24 protein-coding genes are annotated in these 15,866 nt (G+C 62.2%); 2 read left to right on the top strand and 22 right to left on the bottom strand.

Translation table 11 applies throughout. From position 1 onward, the window contains the following. Positions 1–22: 22 nt before the first annotated feature. The 5 genes from BTO02_RS20155 to BTO02_RS20135 form a co-directional block, all read right to left on the bottom strand. Positions 23–211 (bottom strand): hypothetical protein, encoded by a 189-nt coding sequence (locus tag BTO02_RS20155; protein WP_075159054.1) that lies wholly within the window; start codon positions 209–211, stop codon positions 23–25. After that, the gene (locus tag BTO02_RS20150; RefSeq protein WP_075159053.1) at positions 208–411 is read right to left on the bottom strand and encodes a hypothetical protein; all 204 of its coding nucleotides are present in this window, start codon (positions 409–411) and stop codon (positions 208–210) included. The genes BTO02_RS20155 and BTO02_RS20150 overlap by 4 nt, the downstream gene beginning before the upstream one ends. Next, a complete protein-coding gene (locus tag BTO02_RS20145) occupies positions 408–914 on the bottom strand; it encodes a hypothetical protein (RefSeq protein WP_075159052.1) in 507 nt (168 codons plus the stop codon). Before BTO02_RS20145 ends, BTO02_RS20150 begins: the two co-directional genes overlap by 4 nt. 139 nt (positions 915–1,053) lie before the next feature. Then, complete coding sequence (locus tag BTO02_RS20140) at positions 1,054–1,503, bottom strand: glycoside hydrolase family protein (RefSeq protein WP_075159051.1); 450 nt, start codon at positions 1,501–1,503, stop codon at positions 1,054–1,056. A 2-nt stretch (positions 1,504–1,505) separates the two neighbouring features. After that, positions 1,506–1,901 carry a hypothetical protein gene (locus tag BTO02_RS20135; RefSeq protein ID WP_075159050.1) on the bottom strand — a complete coding sequence of 132 codons (396 nt, stop codon included), beginning with the start codon at positions 1,899–1,901 and terminating at the stop codon, positions 1,506–1,508. A gap of 182 nt (positions 1,902–2,083) precedes the next feature. On the opposite strand from BTO02_RS20135, the gene BTO02_RS20130 reads away from it, so the two are divergent. Both BTO02_RS20130 and BTO02_RS20125 read left to right on the top strand, forming a co-directional pair. Continuing rightward, positions 2,084–2,374: a transcriptional regulator gene (locus BTO02_RS20130; protein WP_075159049.1), complete on the top strand. Its 291-nt coding sequence runs from the start codon at positions 2,084–2,086 to the stop codon at positions 2,372–2,374. Next, complete coding sequence (locus BTO02_RS20125) at positions 2,374–3,054, top strand: hypothetical protein (RefSeq protein WP_075159048.1); 681 nt, start codon at positions 2,374–2,376, stop codon at positions 3,052–3,054. Before BTO02_RS20130 ends, BTO02_RS20125 begins: the two co-directional genes overlap by 1 nt. Before the next feature lie 20 nt (positions 3,055–3,074). Here BTO02_RS20125 and BTO02_RS20120 read toward each other — a convergent pair whose 3' ends face one another. The 17 genes from BTO02_RS20120 to BTO02_RS20040 form a co-directional block, all read right to left on the bottom strand. Next, positions 3,075–4,400, bottom strand: coding sequence for a radical SAM protein (locus BTO02_RS20120; RefSeq protein ID WP_198039298.1), 1,326 nt, complete (start codon positions 4,398–4,400; stop codon positions 3,075–3,077). A gap of 220 nt (positions 4,401–4,620) precedes the next feature. Beyond that, on the bottom strand, positions 4,621–6,216 hold the full coding sequence (locus tag BTO02_RS35420; RefSeq protein WP_075159046.1) for a hypothetical protein: 1,596 nt from the start codon (positions 6,214–6,216) through the stop codon (positions 4,621–4,623). Positions 6,217–6,281: 65 nt separating this feature from the next. Next, entirely contained in the window at positions 6,282–6,941 is a 660-nt protein-coding gene (locus tag BTO02_RS20110) for a hypothetical protein (protein WP_083615276.1), read from the bottom strand. Continuing rightward, entirely contained in the window at positions 6,941–8,125 is a 1,185-nt protein-coding gene (locus BTO02_RS20105) for a baseplate J/gp47 family protein (protein ID WP_075159045.1), read from the bottom strand. Before BTO02_RS20105 ends, BTO02_RS20110 begins: the two co-directional genes overlap by 1 nt. Further along, positions 8,115–8,501, bottom strand: coding sequence for a hypothetical protein (locus BTO02_RS20100; RefSeq protein ID WP_075159044.1), 387 nt, complete (start codon positions 8,499–8,501; stop codon positions 8,115–8,117). Before BTO02_RS20100 ends, BTO02_RS20105 begins: the two co-directional genes overlap by 11 nt. A 10-nt stretch (positions 8,502–8,511) precedes the next feature. Further along, complete coding sequence (locus BTO02_RS20095; protein WP_075159043.1) at positions 8,512–9,156, bottom strand: hypothetical protein; 645 nt, start codon at positions 9,154–9,156, stop codon at positions 8,512–8,514. Beyond that, positions 9,153–10,271: a hypothetical protein gene (locus BTO02_RS20090; protein ID WP_075159042.1), complete on the bottom strand. Its 1,119-nt coding sequence runs from the start codon at positions 10,269–10,271 to the stop codon at positions 9,153–9,155. The genes BTO02_RS20095 and BTO02_RS20090 overlap by 4 nt, the downstream gene beginning before the upstream one ends. Before the next feature lies 1 nt (position 10,272). Next, positions 10,273–10,779: a hypothetical protein gene (locus BTO02_RS20085; RefSeq protein WP_075159041.1), complete on the bottom strand. Its 507-nt coding sequence runs from the start codon at positions 10,777–10,779 to the stop codon at positions 10,273–10,275. A gap of 29 nt (positions 10,780–10,808) precedes the next feature. Next, on the bottom strand, positions 10,809–11,285 hold the full coding sequence (locus tag BTO02_RS20080) for a hypothetical protein (protein ID WP_075159040.1): 477 nt from the start codon (positions 11,283–11,285) through the stop codon (positions 10,809–10,811). Further along, positions 11,285–11,992: a hypothetical protein gene (locus tag BTO02_RS20075; RefSeq protein WP_075159039.1), complete on the bottom strand. Its 708-nt coding sequence runs from the start codon at positions 11,990–11,992 to the stop codon at positions 11,285–11,287. Before BTO02_RS20075 ends, BTO02_RS20080 begins: the two co-directional genes overlap by 1 nt. Continuing rightward, a complete protein-coding gene (locus BTO02_RS20070) occupies positions 11,989–12,390 on the bottom strand; it encodes a hypothetical protein (RefSeq protein ID WP_075159038.1) in 402 nt (133 codons plus the stop codon). Before BTO02_RS20070 ends, BTO02_RS20075 begins: the two co-directional genes overlap by 4 nt. A gap of 4 nt (positions 12,391–12,394) precedes the next feature. Then, complete coding sequence (locus BTO02_RS20065) at positions 12,395–12,694, bottom strand: hypothetical protein (RefSeq protein ID WP_156883925.1); 300 nt, start codon at positions 12,692–12,694, stop codon at positions 12,395–12,397. A gap of 16 nt (positions 12,695–12,710) precedes the next feature. Then, on the bottom strand, positions 12,711–13,205 hold the full coding sequence (locus tag BTO02_RS20060) for a hypothetical protein (protein WP_156883924.1): 495 nt from the start codon (positions 13,203–13,205) through the stop codon (positions 12,711–12,713). Positions 13,206–13,496: 291 nt separating this feature from the next. Beyond that, on the bottom strand, positions 13,497–13,784 hold the full coding sequence (locus tag BTO02_RS20055) for a hypothetical protein (RefSeq protein ID WP_156883923.1): 288 nt from the start codon (positions 13,782–13,784) through the stop codon (positions 13,497–13,499). A gap of 165 nt (positions 13,785–13,949) precedes the next feature. Then, complete coding sequence (locus BTO02_RS20050) at positions 13,950–14,327, bottom strand: hypothetical protein (protein ID WP_075159034.1); 378 nt, start codon at positions 14,325–14,327, stop codon at positions 13,950–13,952. A gap of 2 nt (positions 14,328–14,329) precedes the next feature. Next, a complete protein-coding gene (locus BTO02_RS34385) occupies positions 14,330–14,764 on the bottom strand; it encodes a hypothetical protein (RefSeq protein ID WP_156883922.1) in 435 nt (144 codons plus the stop codon). A gap of 28 nt (positions 14,765–14,792) precedes the next feature. After that, positions 14,793–15,821: a hypothetical protein gene (locus BTO02_RS20040; RefSeq protein ID WP_156884064.1), complete on the bottom strand. Its 1,029-nt coding sequence runs from the start codon at positions 15,819–15,821 to the stop codon at positions 14,793–14,795. Between the last annotated feature and the right edge of the window lie 45 nt (positions 15,822–15,866).

The raw sequence follows: 15,866 nt of genomic DNA, 5'->3' as shown, positions 1-15,866 counted from the left end.
TGAGTGTTTCCAGGAGAGGTGGTTAGAACTTCCAGCGGATGCTGGCTTTGACGGTTGGTGCTTCGGCGCCCTTCACGACGGAAAGGCTCAGGCGAGTCGATGGCGGGATCTCGGCATAGACGATCGCGCCGGGCTGTACGTCGAACTGCTTATCGAGCACTGGCAGCACTTGTACGTGTGTTACCAGCGCCAGCAACGCAGCGCCGATCACTGCGCTGGCGCGGCCGGTTGCTTCGCGGCACGCATCTGCGTCAGCTTGTGCGCGCCGGCCACGATCAGCACGACGAGCGCGCTCTGCACGTCGAGCGGCAGCGTGACGTGAAACAGGCCTGCGACATACGAGACAACGGGTGCGACGACAGCGCCCGCGCCGACTGCGGTCGCCGTATTCAAAGGGGACGTCTGGTTCATAGATGCTCCGGGTCGTGGTGAATCACTTCGGTTGGAGAGAACTGGTAACCCTCGCGCGCGTATTTCTGCGCGATCCAGATCGGGTACGGCAGCATGTGAATGCCGGCGTCCTTTGCCGTGTGGAACTGCTTGCCGAGAAGCACGCCGTTGACGGTCATGTCGTCGACGAAGCGATACGGGTCGAACGGCTTCGCGGCGAGAAATGACAGCCAGTCGAACGCGGCGGCGTGCGGGCCCCACAGGCCTCGCTTGCAATCGGCGGCGAACTTCGGCCAGTCGATGATCTCGGCGTAGCAACGCTCGATCGGATGGTGGTGCGCCTCGAGCGGCGCACCGAGTTCTTCGGCCGTCTTGTTTGAGATGAAGCACCGCGCGCCATCGCGCTCGAGGAGTTGCGCGCGTGAGCGCCGGAATAGCGACGTCGTCGTGCGCGGGTCGTGGCCGGGCAGCAGCACGTCGACCTCGATGGTTTCTTTCTGTTCGTGGACTTGTTGGACGCTCATGGCCGTAAACGAAAAAGCCCCGCGCGCGGCGGGGCGATTGCAAACCTTGGTGGAAGGCGGAACGGTTGCTAAGGTAAAGATGCTCGACGTTTGAGCAATCTCGTCCTCGGCCCCGTCTCGAAAGTGGTGGGGCCGTTTTTTATGTCGTCGGCATGACGCCCGTCTCCATCGCCTGCGCGAGACGCTGCGCGCGGCCGTGCACCTGTCGCGCCCACAGCGAGGCGCGCATGCCGGTGGCGGCCGCGGTGTAAAAGCCCTGCTTGATGTTTGTGAGCGTGTTGCGGAAGGTGAGCAGAGTGCCGATGCCCATGTTGAAGCACATGTTCGCCATCACTCGCTGGCGCACTTCATCGAGCTGTCGCCACCATGGCAGAAACCGGTCGAGGCTCGCGCACGCGGTCTGGATGTCTTCGGCGAGCAGCTGGTTGACCTGTGCATCCGTGAGCGGGAAGGTCCAGTCCTTCGGTATCGGGTTCGCCTTCATGTTGCGGCCGACACCGATCGTCTGATTGCCGGTCGAATCGATGTAGGGCGAGTACTTCGTGCCCTCGTCGCGCCGCAGTTCCGCTTCGAGCAGGGTGATGTTCATGGCTAGACGATCGCGAGAATCAGCTTGACGGTGTCAGCGAGCCACAAAGGGAAATGGCCGTGGACCGCATAGAAAAGCACTGCGTAGAGGGCGAAGCAGGGGATCACGACGGGGAACAGCACCTGGCGCAAAACGAAGCGCCAGCCTTGCGCGATCCGGCAGAAGAAACGCACGGCGCGCGTGCCTTCGTCCCACGTCTCGACGATCACGCGCGTGTCCTTTTTGATCTCCGTTACGGCGGCCGCGATAGCCGCGATCTTTTCGTCTTGCGACTGCAGGTGCTCGCGTACTTCTCGGTCGCTACGGTCGAGCCGTTGCTCGAGCTTTGAGAACCGCCGGTCGCCATCTTTCAGGCGCTCTTCGACGCGCGCGGACGCGCCAGCTTTCTGCTCTGTCATTGGGTCCCCGAGAAAAGAAAAAGCCGCCTCGTGGGCGGCTGGTTTTGACGCACTTGACTTATGGGACCGTTGGTCCTAGCATTGATCGCACTGGCACCTCGCACTTCGCGCGGTCCGACACCCCGAAAGGACGATCATGAAGCTCAGCTTTCGTGCGCTTTTTCGCGCTCTCTCAAAACGACATGCAATACACGCCGCCGAGTCCAGAGGACATCGAGCGCCTGAAAACGGAGCTCGGACTCACCGGTCAGCAGATGGCCGACCTGTTCGGTGTGGCCGGCAATCGGGCATTTCGGCGATATACGTCGCCGTCAGGGAACAACCGGCGCGAGATCAGCGCTCACATGTTGTTCTTCGCGATGGCGCGACTCGAATTGAGCGCCGATGCTATCGAGCGAATCCTCGATCGCATGCGCAAAGCCGGCGCAACCATCGACCTGTCGGCTCCCGCTGGAGAGCAGCCGCCGTCGTAATGACGCTCGGCTGCGCGGCCGCGACGCAGGCGCGAGCCGACTATATCAACGACTACGTGCAGGGCGAGATCGGCATCGGCGCCGCGAAGTATCAAACGCAAGACGGCCGCTGGCTGCAGCAAGGCATCCCCGGCGGATCGAGCGTCACCAGCAAGCCGCCCGCATTCTCTCTAGGCCTCACCGGCCCGCTCATCACACGCGGCAAGTGGGGAATCGACTGGCATGCCGAATACGTCAATCTTGGGCGCGCTGCCGCTGAATGCTGGTGCACGCCGAATGACGACAACTACGACGCCAACTCTCACAGGTACCAGACAAAAGTGAACGTTCCTCAAGCCTACTTCACAGGCGAGGGCCGGTCTCAGGGGGCTGCACTCACGTTAGAGCCGTATTACTGGCTCCATGGCGTGCGATTGGGCGTCGAGGCCGGCGCATACATCCACCGGGATAGCTGGTCGGAGAGCGTATCCGACTGGCAGGCATGGCCCGGTGTTCCGAAGCAGAACATCAGCATCTCGGACTCATACTGGTCCGTTGCACCTGTCGTCGGCGCTTCGGTCGGCAATGGCCGGTTCACGCTGTCATACCGGCACTACTTCATGCGCCTCAATAGCAACTCGCGGAACATCCCGCCGCTGTGGAATGACGCCGACGTGCTGGAAATGAAGGTCAAGTTTTGACTCCCGCTCTGTGGAGTGCTTTACGCCGATTCTGCGGCATCCGATGCTTGTTCAAGCTCTCGCAATTGGGCTGCCGTCCATTGGGTCATTTGATGGTACTGGCAGCCCCTGCAAGCGTCCTCCGCCAGAGAACCGTCGAGCAACCCTGCCCGAATTCCCCAATAGAAATCCGAGTTAAAAATGTCGTTGATCGGCTTGTCGATGAACTCGGGATGATGTGTGAGATTTCCAGCCCCATGCACCTGGGGCATATGGCAGCACACGACGGTTGGATAAATTCCTTGCCGGTTCTTGGAGATACGCGGAGCATGCACCCACGGCACGTTGCAAGTCTTAATCGCCACGCTCAGTTTGTGCGCTTCCTTTGCGCGATTCGGTATCACGGGCGAAACCGGCTGCGGCACGTCATCTCGTAACGCGTCTTCCAGATGAGAGGTTAGCGATAAGTCGACGCCTAAGCGCTCCGCCTCATCTTTAGCTTCACGGATGATTGGCGCAAGATTTTCCTTGGACATATCCAAGGAAACATTTAGACCTTTGATGTTGAACGGGGCGCCACGTACCTCGGCCGCCTGCGCAAACACTTGGGGGATCCCTACCGAATGCGCGAAACGCACCATTTCCGGGAGTTCATGGATATTTTGGTCCATGACAACCATCATGATCTGTAACGTCTCGCAGTTCTCGCCTAACCTCTTGATCTCGGCAACTTCCTTCACGTTGCGCACGACGTTCTTCCAGACTGATCCTTGGCGGATTCGCTCATACGTTTCTTGAGTCGCTCCATCCATTGAAAGGCCAACGCGATCGGCATGTTCGAATGCCTCCTTTATCCGTCCGCGTACCGGGATGGTCCCGTTGCTGATCATTGAGATCTTGGCGTCAGGGAAAAGCTCCTTGAATCGACCGTAAATCGTGCCGAGTTCAGGGTTTAACGTCGGCTCACCAGACGTCATGTCTAAAATTTTAGGGCTGCCGAAATGAGCGCCCTCGATGGCCATCGATGCGAAAAGCATTTCTGCTTCATCGACCGAGATCATCGGCCCCTTCATGCCAGCGTGACCCGGGCACATGATGCATTCCAGGTTGCAATTTTCAGTAGCACCGACTGCGATCGCCTCGGGAACCGCCTTCAATCGACCCTTTCTGCCGAGATCAATCGCACGACCGATAATCGCCTCAGCACGGGCAAGCACCTGCTCATCCGTTTCCGGATTGATCGGCTCAATTTCAGGGGCGGACAACTTCTCGCTGCTATCCAGTCTGGAGATTGCCCGCCCGACGATCCTGTGCTTTATAGACATGGAAAGCCGAGATATTGCGGCTCCAACACCCGTTTGAATCATGTCATTGCACCCCATGTTATTGGGGTGCATCGTATCATGTCGAGACGGAGAAAACTCCGTTGCTATAGGTCCATCCGATCGATACCGGTCCTGCATTGGCCGGGACAAGAACGGCAGTCTGCCCAGATTGAGGCGACCAGTCTTGAGTGTCGCCATCCCAAACGATCGTATTTACTACGATTCCGTTTTCTACAAGAGCGTAGGTTTGCATCTCCATAAATCACCATTCGAAGTTAATCTGACCGCGTCCACCTGACGTACCATTATTCGAAGCAGCGCCGCCGGAACCACCGCCGCCACCGCCAGGCGCAGCGCCAGAACCTGCCAAACCAGTGGCGCCACCCGCTCCTGCACCACCTCCGCCCCCAGTTGATCCGCCTTGGCCGCCTGTTCCACTGGCGCCAGCACCTGATCCACCCGAAGCGCCCGGGATGCGCGTTCCAGCGGCCCCCGTTCCGCCGGTGCCACCGCTTCCGCCATTGCCTCCGCCGGCTGCGTTTGCCGCTCCTCCGCTACCGCCTGCGCATGTAATGGTAGTGCTACCAGCCGTGAACGACGTCGTTCCTCCTGTGCCGCCACCGCCGCCAGGGCCCGGAGCGGCTCCCGCCGCTCCGATTGCGCAGGAAATGATCTGGCCCGGCGTTACTGCGATTACGCCTTCAGCAAATTCTCCGGCGCCCGCACCACCAGCGCCACCATTCCCGGCCGACCCGACGCCGCCGCCGCCACCACCACCGCCCCACATGCGATACCGCAGGAAAAACACGTTCGCGGGGACCGTGAAGTTTCCGGTGCCAGTGATGGTTTGGAGGCCGTGATTCTGAACCTGCCCCAACGTCACCGCATGATTGCTTGCCGTAGCGGGAGATATTTGGAGAGAGCCGCCAGTCTGTCCGCTCAGAACAAATTCCGTGAGCGATGCGCTATATAGCACCGTGTATTGCTTGCCCGCGACGATCTCGCCGCCCTGAAGCGCACCGGCCGCACCAACCAGAGGAACCGAGCCGCCGCCCGCGTTGATCGTGCACGGCCCGGTGTTATTGTTTGCGGCCTTGAAGACGATTTCCTGTCCATCGGTGTACGACGTGATGGGCGGCGTCAGCGCGAGCGCGACCTGGTTTGCCGTGGTGCTGCTGTCTACTGCATATTGCGATGAGCCGAGCTGCATCATCTTCAGCAGGCTCGTGATCTGCGGCACGCCGGCCGGAACGGAGATATTGCCGGTCGTCACCGTGCTCTGGCCATTGGCGACCGTCACGACCGCGATCGCGGTCCAGCCCGCGTCGACCGAAGGCGTCACCTGCGTGCCGGTCGTCGCCGCGACACCGGCCTTCGCCTGAATCGCACAGACGCCCTGACGCTCGGTGGGCAGCGGAGCGCCATTGCCACCCTGACCGTTCAGCGGCTGCTGCGGATTCGCGCTGTTGAAGAAGGGCAATACGACCGGTGTCGTGTCCTGATCCTGATACTGGACTTCGATCAGGTAGTTGATGCTGAAGCCGCTCGTCGACGGCGCGGGGGTCGAGATCGTCTGGGCCGCCATGTTGAGGCCCTGCTTCAGGATGACGTCTGAGTCGGCGCCCAGCGATCCCCACGTCGTCGCATCGACCTGCGCCATCGTGTAGATCTCGCCGATGCCGACGAGCACGTTCAGCGCGGCCGGCGAATTCGGCGTAACGGCGAGACCTCGCACAATCGTGTTGCTGCCGAGCGCAGCTTGCGCGAGCTTCGCGATAGCGATCATCGTGGCGCGCTGCGCGAACAGGAAATCGACGCTGCGGCCCTGTTCCTGCGTATAGACGGTTGCGCGATCCATTCAGGCTCCAGAAAAAAGAAAAAGCCGCCCGAAGGCGGCTCGTTAAAGCGGAAGGTGAGAGTGGGTCAGGGAGTGACCGGGTTATTGGCGATACGCAGCCATACGACTGTGCCAAGCATCTTGGTCGACTCGACGGCCGCGATGATCGCGGCATCCGTCACCGATGTAATCTGCGCGTCGGACCAGGCACCGTATGAGTCGAATGACCAGCGCCAGGAATCCAGTTCGCCGAGCGACTGAGCATTGGTGATGGGCCGATAGGCCGTCACGAAGCTTTGATAGGGCATCGGCGCGCCCCACTTGCCGACGCCGGTGTCCCAGTAGAAAGCACCGTCGAAGCCGCCTGAGTCGTCGGTCCTGCTCGGTTCAAAGATGTCCGGCGTGCGCCCGGTGACAAGCGTGAGGACCGCCGACATGTTCGCGCGCGTCGGTCCCTTCACGAACAGGTTCGCGAGGATGCGCGCGCGAAAATCGCCGTCCGGTTCGTTCGTCAGTCTGGGCAGCGACGTGCCGAAGAAGTCGTTCGATATGAGGTCGAGGTAACCGTCGGTCGCCGTCGCGATGCGCGTCTGCAGCGCCGCGTAGGTGATCTGCGCGTAGATCGACGACAGTGCCCACGCGGGCCCCTGTAGCGTCGCGTCGAAGTTCGGCGATGCCTTGAACCACGACTTCGGGAACTGCGCCTTCAGGCGACTGAAGATGTCCTGTTGATCGCCCTTAGCCATCAGTTCACCGTGATCGTGCCCGCGACGATCGTCTGCTGCGCGGTTGCGACGAGGTCAGCGTTGCTGCCGTTGATGGTCATGCTGTTCGCGACCGACGCCACGCCGGGGACCGCCCACATGACCGAGAAGAGCTGCGTCCAGAGCAGCGAGCCGCCAAGCGGGATCGACGCGATGAACGATTCGATCGCATTCTTCACGGCAGCCTCGACATCGGGAAGGGTGTACCCTGGCGCCGCTGTGACCGTCGCCGTGACATTCGCGGTCAGGTCCGACGCGGCGAACACGTCGAAGCGGATACTCAGCCCGCGAATCGCATCGATAGCCGAATAGACAGCTTCCTGCAGCGTGTCCGTGAACGGCGAGATGACGACATAGAAATAGCCGTAGAAGGGTGTGCCGTCGATCGCCTCGTTCTCGACGATTTCGTACTGGATGCCCTGTTCGAGGCCGTCGATGGCGGATTCCACCGCCGATTTGATAGCTGCGCGCAGGCCCTGAATGTAGAGCTGGAAGCGCGCCATCACTGCTTCGTCGCTCTCCTGATTCACGCCGTTCGCAAAGGCGCTCGGGTTCGTGACAGTGTCGACGTACTGGATAGCGGTCGAGATCGTCGTGATGCTGCCTGCTGCGACGTTGCCCTGCGTGCCAGCGTTCTGCGCCTGCACGGTGACCTGCGCGCTCGTCACACCGGCCGGGATGATGTACGCATTCGCCGCTGCGTTGTAGTAGGTCTGGGACGAATCGGGAATCACCTGAAACGGCTGCGTACCGTCCGCGGTGAGCACCATTGCCCCGCCGGAATACGTGCCGCCGATGCCGTCCGGATTGGGCGTGAAAACGCCCGCAGGGATCGTCGCTTGCGCAGTCGGCGTGAAGCGCGAGAAGACGACCTGCCCGGTCGATGCGACAGCCTGCTCGCGCGGCGGGCAGCCGAAGTCCGAGATGAACGTGTCGACGTCGTTGCCCTCGGACGTCGAAAGACGCGCGGTCGCGAGCACCTGCTGCACGAGCGATTGCAGCCACATCGTCACGCCGGCGACGGCCTCGACGCGCGCGAGCTCGAGCGAACCGATAACGAACGACAGGAAGACCGCGACGCCCGTCGCCGCAGAGGCGACCGCCGACTGGATCGCCGCGACCTGCTGCTGGACGATCGTCGTGAAGCTTTGCGTGTTAAGAGCCATATGCGGGCACGTTGAAGTTCAGCGTCTGCGGCACGCCCGTGGGCGCGTAGATGTACTGGATCGTCACGCTCAGCAACCCTGTCGCGTCGTGCTGATATGTGATCGTCGGCGGCGGCTGCTTCTGCACATCCGGCTCGACCATCACGACCGAATTGATCAGCGACTGGATCTCGGCAAGCTCTTCGGGCGAGAGCGCGTGGCCGACGAAGCGGCCGAGACCGGCTCCATACGTCGGATGCCAGATGTACGTGCCGGGAGGCGTAAGCAGCCCGCGCACGATGCGCTGGTTGAGTTCCGTTACGCCTGTCGCAAGCAGATCGTCCCCAGAGGCCGAGAACTGAATGTCCTGGCCCCACCAGTGGAAGGAATCGGGCATTGCCTTGCTCTCAGGTCGGTGGGCTGGTCTGACTTCCAGCACCATGTTCAAGGTGGGTGTGGTTGTGCACGCTCTTGCCTTGCGCGGTGAGGTCGTTGTTGACGGTCACGGGGCCGTTCAACGTGGCTTCGCCGCCCTGCGGACCGGTCCCCTGCGTGACCTGACCGTCCAGTTCGATCTGCGGCGAGGAGACCGTCGCCTCGGTGCCAGCGGTAAGACCAATGGTCTGCGTCGCCTGCAGCACGATCGACTTCGATGCCATGCTGATCTGCTCCGGCGCGCCGAACGTCATCGTGCCGTCGTTGTTCAGCCTCACGAAGGATCCGGTGCTGTCGACGATCGCGGCCTGACCTGACTGAACAACCGGCGGCCGCGCGGAGTTATTGAAGAATCGCGAGCCGACGATCGCTACCTCAACGCGCCCGTCGACGAAATCGAGCCGCACTGCGTCGCCGATCGCGGGCCCGAATACCGCGCCGAACCCGTTGCCAACCCATTGCGCGCCTAGCGGGATGAAGCCCGTTTCCTTCAGCGTCGGCATGAGCAGCACCTTCACGGTGTAGTCGTCGGGGTTGTAGGCGCTGATCTGTCCGTACTTCGTGGACATGAAGTTCGCCATGAACTCCGAGACGACGCGCTTGATGTGCTCGATCATGAAAGCGCCACGGTCTGTTGAGCGGTCACCGTCTTACCGTGCACAGTGACCTCGAACCTCGCTGGCTTCGCACGGAACGTGCGGCGCACGCGCGCGGCCTGATAGGTGGTGTCGAAGGGCGTTCCGGTACCCTGCACGACGATGGGCGTCCACGGGTAAATCAGCGTTTCACCAGGCAGCCGGGCGCTCATCTTCAGCTCGTGCTTGCTGATCTGCGTAAGCAGTTCCTGCGCCTTTGCGTCGCACTGCGCCTGCGTCAGGCCGTTGAAGATGAAGTCGAACGTCTGCACGCTCTGCGCAAGGTCCGCGTCCCGCTCGATGCGTTTTGCGGTGCGGCTCGCCGTTGCAATCGACGTGTAGACCGCGTTCTTGTCGCCGTGATAGCTGCGCACGCGCACCTTCACGTCCTGCGCGAGCGTGAGGTCGTGCTCGAACTCGAGGTTCGTCGCATTGCTGGTCGGGTAGGGGCGCTGAGTGTTTGGCGGGTCGCACTGGATCAGGAACGGCTCGTTCGAGAGCGCGCTGCTGAACTTGCCGAAGTAGAGCGTGCGGCCGAGCACGAAGCACTGAAACCCTTCGTGCTGGGCGAGGTACGTGAGCAGCGTCCACATCGTTTTCTCGTGGTGCAGGCTCACGTGATCGAGCGTGAAAAACCGGCCGACGAGATCCGTCGTTGCCTGCACGTTCGGCGTCAGGCCGACCTGTTGCGCGATCTGCGTCGCGATCTGGCTCGCGGTCTGGTTCGGGAATTTGACGTCGATCTTCTGATCGGTCAGCAACGAGGTCAGGTCGCGGCCGGCCAGAGAAATGCCGAGCGTTTGCCAGTTCGGCCGGATGGAATCGATCCGGTACGTCTGGAGCAACGTCATATCGCCGGCGGAATAGTTCATCGGGTCTTTCGGAAACCCGACGTACACGTCAACGAGGATCTCGGTCTGCTGCGTCCACCACGGCCAGTCCGCATAGTTGCCCGGCACCTCGATGCGGATCGTGCCCGCCTCATAGATACCGTTGTGCTCGGCATCCCACAGGTCCCATTCGATGATCTTCGACCCCACCTTCAGGATCGCGCGCGGCGCGGCGAGCGTTCCTGTGGTGGGTAGCTGGTTCAGCATGTCAGGCGGGAATGATGAGCGTGTTGATGCCGGTGAGAACAGGGTCCGTAAGACCGTTGGCTGCCGCTATATCGGTCCATCGGCTTGCGTCGCCATACTGCTGCGACGCGATGGTGTACAGATCGCCGCCGCCGACCGTGATCGACCTTGGGCTGGTCGGCGTCGCAACGAGCGGCAGGTTGGTCTGCATACGCGCGGTGATGCTGCGCAATTCGTACAGTTCGGGCAACTGCACCGTCGCGTTCAATTTCGCCAGTGCGTTGAAGACGTTCTGCGATGCTGGCAAGCCGGGTATCACGCCAGCGCCAGTGGCCACGACGCCTTCAGCGTTCGCGATCATCGACTGCACGCGCGTCGCAACGGCGGCAAGCGGAGCCGCGGCTGCAGCGACAGTCGACACCGCTGCATTCACGACCTGATCGGCGCAGTTGGCCACGCCGCTGATGAACGACGTGACCGCCTTCAGTCCGTTCGCAATCGGCTGCGCGGCCGCCTGAATGTCGCTCATCGCGCTTTGCAGGTCGCCGACCAGACCGTTTAACGTCGAATCACCGAGGCAATTCGAAAGCGTCCCATGCGCGCCATATCGGTCGCTAGCGACTGTGCCGGCGTAACGGCAGGCACGGAATCGACCGTCGCGGTCTGGTCCTGAATGACCTCGAAGCTGATCCAGTAAGGGACCCGGAACGGGTACTTGTACGTCGCCCGGAACTGGTCGATGACGACCTGATACCGCAGCTGATCCCAGGACAGCGTGCATTGCAGCCCTTCGCGCCGCACCGAATCGAGAAACCGGGCGCGCGGCACCGCCGATGCGAACAGGAAGAGCCCCGACCACTGCAACGGTATGTCGTCGGCGCCCAGCGCATTGATGCGACGACGGCCGCCGATCATGACGTGCTTGTCGAGCAGCTGCGCTCCGCCGAATGGGATGTTTTCCGGAACCTCCGCGCCGCTGAACACGAACGACCCATTCGGCGTGTCGAGCGTGAGCGTGACGAAAGGTGCGGCCATCAGTACATCCCCATGCCAGGGCTAAACGGCGCCGCGTCCGGATTCATGCCGGTGGGGCCCGTAGTTTTGGGCGGAATCATCTTCGACTGAACGTGCGACGCGACTTCGTGACCATCGACGTTCACGTTCACGTGGACGTCAGGCGCCTTGGCCGGGTGCGGCGGAGCCGTGACCTTGTTCCCGAACGAGATGGGCTCGCCGCCTGCGACGTCCTGATAGAACTTCGCCTGATCGTCCGGCGACATCTTGGACGTCACGCTATCCATCGCGTGATGGATCAGGTAGGCAATGCCGCCGAGCACCAGCGCGCCGATCGAGATTGCGCCGCCGGCCTCCGCGATCGCGGCAGCGCCGATCGCTTCGCCTGTGAGCGACGTCGCCGCTTCGGCAATCAGCGTCGCCGTCGTGCGCGTCAGATATTTCGTGAGGCTGACGACGCCTTTTTCGACCCATCCGGCCGCACTCTTGGCGCCTTTCCACGTGGTGAGACCGGCAACCGCGCCTCCGAAGAGCAATCCGAAGTCGAGCGCGCCTCCCGCGATGGGATGGTCTTTCGAAAAATCGGCTGTCGCTCCGAAGAACGAGCCCGCGCCTCGAAGGGCCGAGTTGATCGGCCCCATGAGCGTTGCTGTGCCGTTCATCAGCATGATGTTGGCGTTCGCGATGGTCTGGTCCGCAAGGCCGACCGTGCTGACCTGCTGCATCATCCTGCCACGTCCATCGGCGGCTGGGACAGGTCCTTCAGCCCCGACAGAGCATGCAGGTTTTGCAGCGTCGTGTCTTCGCTGAAGAACGATGCGCCGCGTTGACCCTGCGTGCCGAACGCCATCTTCAGAAGGGCGTTGAACTTGAGCGGCTCCATCTTCTGCCGGTCGTCGGCAAGAATGGATACGATTTTCATCAGGTCCATGCTGCCATTCGCATAGAACTGCGCCTGGTTGCCGCGATATAGACCGAGATCGTGCAGTGCCTCGTTCTGTTTCCTGTTCGAGAACAGCCCGCTACCGAGCGTGTTCGGCAGGGTGTTACCCGCCATTGCGTTCAGCCACGTGCCACTCTTCGTGTTCATGATGCCGCCCTGCATCATCGTGGCGACGAGCAGCATCACATCACTCGAATTTGCGCCGGCGCATGGAGTGCCGGAAGTGCGTAGCTCGCAGCGCGCGCAATCTGCCCGAGCGATGCGTGCGAGGTGAGAGACGCCTGGAGCATCGACTCGAAAAGCGGCTCAGCCTGCTTCGGATCGTACGCACCGCCATGTGAGACAGGCCGATAAACGCGTCCGTGGACTCGGTCATCGAGACGCCTTTCAGCTTCGCCTCGAGCGCGATGTACGGCATCGCGAAGTCCATCATCTGCTTCTGCTTGTCGGGCGACAGCGTACGCAGCAGCCGGGAACCCTCCAGCATCGACTCGCCGAACGGCTCAATGCGGCCGCCCGTAGCCACGCGTACTTGCTCGCGTACGCCATTTCGCGATCGCGCAGGTTCTCGATGCTCGGCTGCCACTGGTCGAACGGCACCTGCGCGGTAGCGACCGCTTGACGTTCTGATCGGTCAGGCGGGCGTTCTCATATGCGCCAAAGAGCATTCCGGCCGTGGCGACGCCCGTCGCCGTGCCGATGCTGCCGCTCGCGCGCGGCTCAGCGGTCGCACCTGCCGGGCCGCCACCACCGGGCACCCGCGGACCGCCGGGGACGCCGGGCGTGCGCATGCCGGCAGCCTCGGTTCGCGCGGCCGCCATATTGCGCGCGAGGTCAGCGCTGCTGGCCGCCATCGTGTCGAGCACGTAACTGGCGCGCGTGAGACTGCCTGCGCTGTCACCGAGCGCGGTAGCTGCGGTCGCCGCCTTGTCGAAGCTGCGCGCGATGCTCGCCCCGGCCGCCGACGCCTTGCGCGCATTCGAGGCGAACTCGAGCATGGCGGCGTTGGCCTTGTCGGCCACTCCACGATGCGCATCAGCGGGCCGGATACGTTGTCCTCCAACGTGGCGCCGACGCCGATTGCGTACGCGTTGATCATTTTTTGCCTGCCAGAGTGTCTTCGACGGCCTGTCCGACGATATTCACGATGTTTTCGGCGTGCCGGTACATCGCCGTCGCGAGCACCGGGCGCGGCGGAATGCCTTCCGGTGCCTTCTTCCTGATAGACCATGATCTCCGACTCGCTACCCACTATAAACTGGCGCGCGTCAGATTCATGCTCGACGCTGTCACGAAGGCCACCTTTCACCCAGCAGCGGCGTGTTCGGCCCAGCGTCGTCGGCTGCCTCGCCGTCGACGATCGCCTGAATGTGTTCCTGCTTCGTCTCGTCTTTCAGCTCGGCCCAGGGAGTCAGCGGCCCCATGTCTTCGCGCTGGTAGTGGCCGAACTCGGCTTTGGCCTCTGCCGTGACGAGGATGGCGCCCGTCTCCATTGCTGCGGCATAGGCGACGTCGAGCTCGGCCACCGCGCGCTCCATCGCTCGCGCGAAGGCACCGAAGGACTGGTACGTTTTCATTCAGGGCGCGCCCATTCCATCTGTGACCACGACCACTTGCGGCCCTCAAGCTCGCCGACGGCAATACAAAAGCCCAGGAGATTCGAGCGCGAAAGCTTCGTCGCGACTTCCCACGGGACCCCCGACCTTGTCAGCATCAGCACCTGACGCAGGCCCGAGTCCGGCTTATTTTTTTGCCTGATCGACCAGATCTTTCTCGTCGCGCCTGTCGAAAGCATTCACGCCGCGCTGAAGCGCGGCGAGCCCCTTATGGCCGAGACGGGTCACGAGGCCGCGCATTTCGCGCAACGTGGTGCACGGCGAGAGACGCTCGTCGTTGATCGCACTCAGGTAGATGAGCGGCAGGTACATACGCACGAGACGCGCGTTGTCGGCTGCCTCCGCTCCCATCGCCTGCACCATGTCGTATTGCGCGAGCGGGCCCGGGTAGGTGAGGGTGAGCGTGCGGCCGTCGCCGACCGGCACGTTGAGCGTATCGCCCGTGATCATGAGCTCGTCGTTCAGCTTGTCGCCACTGGTTTCGGTAACGTTCAGTTCGGTCATGGTCAGTTGAGTTGAATGCGCGTGCTGGCAGCAAACGACACGCGCTGGATCACGTTTTTCTCGGCCTCGGCGTCACCGGCATCCTCGAAGTAGAGAACGACGCCCTGGTACTGGAAAGTACTCACGACGCCGGCCACTTCTTCGATGGTCTCCTGAATAAAGCCGGGTGGCTGGTTCACACCCGCGTAATACGAGGCTTCGATCGAGGCGAAGTAGGCGTCCAGCGTCGCATCGGCGCGCGACACTTCGAACGAGCCTCCCAGCCGCCCTCCTGAAAGTTGAGCTGGATTGGCAAGCTGTTCAGCGGCTTGACCGTGAGCTTCTGGTTGATCTTGCGGCGCTTGAAGTTCAGCAGCGTCGGCAGCACGAGGGGGCCCGTCGCCGTCAGGATGTCGAACTTGTAGTCGCGCGCCGAGGTTTAAACCGTTTTGCGGCATGGCTTACTCCAACAGGGTGATGGACGGCTTAGGGGTTCTGGACAGGCGTTACGGTCACGGTCTGACCGCCCTCGATGTTCACGAGGAAGTAGCGGACGATCGACAGGTAGGTCACCTTCACGAGCGCCTGCATGTAGCCGAGCGCGACCTGACTGAAGGGGTTGTTCTTCGCGTCGATTTCCACCGACCAGCCGGGTTGTGTCGGCGCGTTGACGTTGCCGATCATGTTGTTGGTCTGCAGGTTCGCGAAGAACGCGTCCATCGCGCCCTTCACGTTGCGGCGCAGGTTGATCGTCTGCACCTTGCCCGGCACATACCCGAACGCGCTCGCGATCGTGAACGCGATGTAGTTCGTCATGCGCGTGTAGTTGTCGCCATTCGTTGCGCTATTGCTGCTCGCGTTCTGGCCGGTGCGGCACGCGAAGATGCTGCCCGCCGGCGCGCCAAGCGTCACGACATCGAGACGCGACGTCGAGCACTGCGCGATCTCCGCGTCGCTATACGTCAGGTTCTGCAGGCTACTTTGCGTCGCGATGATGCCGTTGATTGGAGCGTTCAGGATCGACTGCTCGGGGCTCGTCGCGGCCTGAAGCGCCGACGTGTACGTCGCCGGCGAGACCATGCGCTGGACACCGTTGACCGTATCGTTGAAGAACGTCCAGTCGCCTACCAGGCACATGAAGCCATACCCGTCCACGCCAGAATTCGCGAGATTCGTCGCGCTGTCCGTGATGCTGGTGCCCGCCGGGTTCGCGCCGTGGAAATAGATGCCTTCCTGCAGGCCGAAGGCGAGCTGCGCGCTCCATGTGTTCTGGCTCGTACAGTCGATCAGGTTGCCGACCTGTGCGCCCGATTTGCGCAGGGCATACATGCCCGAGCGCACAAGGCCATCGGCGCCGAGCAGCGTGTTGTCCGACACGCCTGCAGCGCCATCGGTGCCGCCCGACAGCTGGTAGGTCGCCGTGAGGTTCGGCACATTCGGCGACGTGCCGAGCGTCGCGATGACGTTCTGCGACGGACCGCGCAACCCGGATTGCCCGTTGTTCACGGCGTTCACGAGGTTCAGCCACACACTGACCGTCAGGGCGATCGAGCCGGCGCC

The organism is Paraburkholderia sp. SOS3 (assembly GCF_001922345.1).
Classification (GTDB): Bacteria; Pseudomonadota; Gammaproteobacteria; order Burkholderiales; family Burkholderiaceae; genus Paraburkholderia.
This window is presented reverse-complemented; position numbering and strand designations above follow the sequence as displayed.

Coding starts and splice junctions, on each gene's coding strand:
- BTO02_RS20060 (WP_156883924.1), bottom strand. CDS start 13,205: ATGCTCGAGTTCGCCTCGAATGCGCGCAAGGCGTCGGCGGCCGGGGCG.
- BTO02_RS20110 (WP_083615276.1), bottom strand. CDS start 6,941: ATGGCTAAGGGCGATCAACAGGACATCTTCAGTCGCCTGAAGGCGCAG.
- BTO02_RS20055 (WP_156883923.1), bottom strand. CDS start 13,784: ATGAAAACGTACCAGTCCTTCGGTGCCTTCGCGCGAGCGATGGAGCGC.
- BTO02_RS20095 (WP_075159043.1), bottom strand. CDS start 9,156: ATGATCGAGCACATCAAGCGCGTCGTCTCGGAGTTCATGGCGAACTTC.
- BTO02_RS20100 (WP_075159044.1), bottom strand. CDS start 8,501: ATGCCCGATTCCTTCCACTGGTGGGGCCAGGACATTCAGTTCTCGGCC.
- BTO02_RS20140 (WP_075159051.1), bottom strand. CDS start 1,503: ATGAACATCACCCTGCTCGAAGCGGAACTGCGGCGCGACGAGGGCACG.
- BTO02_RS20065 (WP_156883925.1), bottom strand. CDS start 12,694: ATGCTGGAGGGTTCCCGGCTGCTGCGTACGCTGTCGCCCGACAAGCAG.
- BTO02_RS20050 (WP_075159034.1), bottom strand. CDS start 14,327: ATGACCGAACTGAACGTTACCGAAACCAGTGGCGACAAGCTGAACGAC.
- BTO02_RS20120 (WP_198039298.1), bottom strand. CDS start 4,400: ATGATTCAAACGGGTGTTGGAGCCGCAATATCTCGGCTTTCCATGTCT.
- BTO02_RS20105 (WP_075159045.1), bottom strand. CDS start 8,125: ATGGCTCTTAACACGCAAAGCTTCACGACGATCGTCCAGCAGCAGGTC.
- BTO02_RS20150 (WP_075159053.1), bottom strand. CDS start 411: ATGAACCAGACGTCCCCTTTGAATACGGCGACCGCAGTCGGCGCGGGC.
- BTO02_RS20080 (WP_075159040.1), bottom strand. CDS start 11,285: ATGGCCGCACCTTTCGTCACGCTCACGCTCGACACGCCGAATGGGTCG.
- BTO02_RS20075 (WP_075159039.1), bottom strand. CDS start 11,992: ATGATGCAGCAGGTCAGCACGGTCGGCCTTGCGGACCAGACCATCGCG.
- BTO02_RS20090 (WP_075159042.1), bottom strand. CDS start 10,271: ATGCTGAACCAGCTACCCACCACAGGAACGCTCGCCGCGCCGCGCGCG.
- BTO02_RS20125 (WP_075159048.1), top strand. CDS start 2,374: ATGACGCTCGGCTGCGCGGCCGCGACGCAGGCGCGAGCCGACTATATC.
- BTO02_RS20145 (WP_075159052.1), bottom strand. CDS start 914: ATGAGCGTCCAACAAGTCCACGAACAGAAAGAAACCATCGAGGTCGAC.
- BTO02_RS20085 (WP_075159041.1), bottom strand. CDS start 10,779: ATGAGCGACATTCAGGCGGCCGCGCAGCCGATTGCGAACGGACTGAAG.
- BTO02_RS20130 (WP_075159049.1), top strand. CDS start 2,084: ATGCAATACACGCCGCCGAGTCCAGAGGACATCGAGCGCCTGAAAACG.
- BTO02_RS35420 (WP_075159046.1), bottom strand. CDS start 6,216: ATGGATCGCGCAACCGTCTATACGCAGGAACAGGGCCGCAGCGTCGAT.
- BTO02_RS20135 (WP_075159050.1), bottom strand. CDS start 1,901: ATGACAGAGCAGAAAGCTGGCGCGTCCGCGCGCGTCGAAGAGCGCCTG.
- BTO02_RS20070 (WP_075159038.1), bottom strand. CDS start 12,390: ATGCTGCTCGTCGCCACGATGATGCAGGGCGGCATCATGAACACGAAG.
- BTO02_RS34385 (WP_156883922.1), bottom strand. CDS start 14,764: ATGCCGCAAAACGGTTTAAACCTCGGCGCGCGACTACAAGTTCGACAT.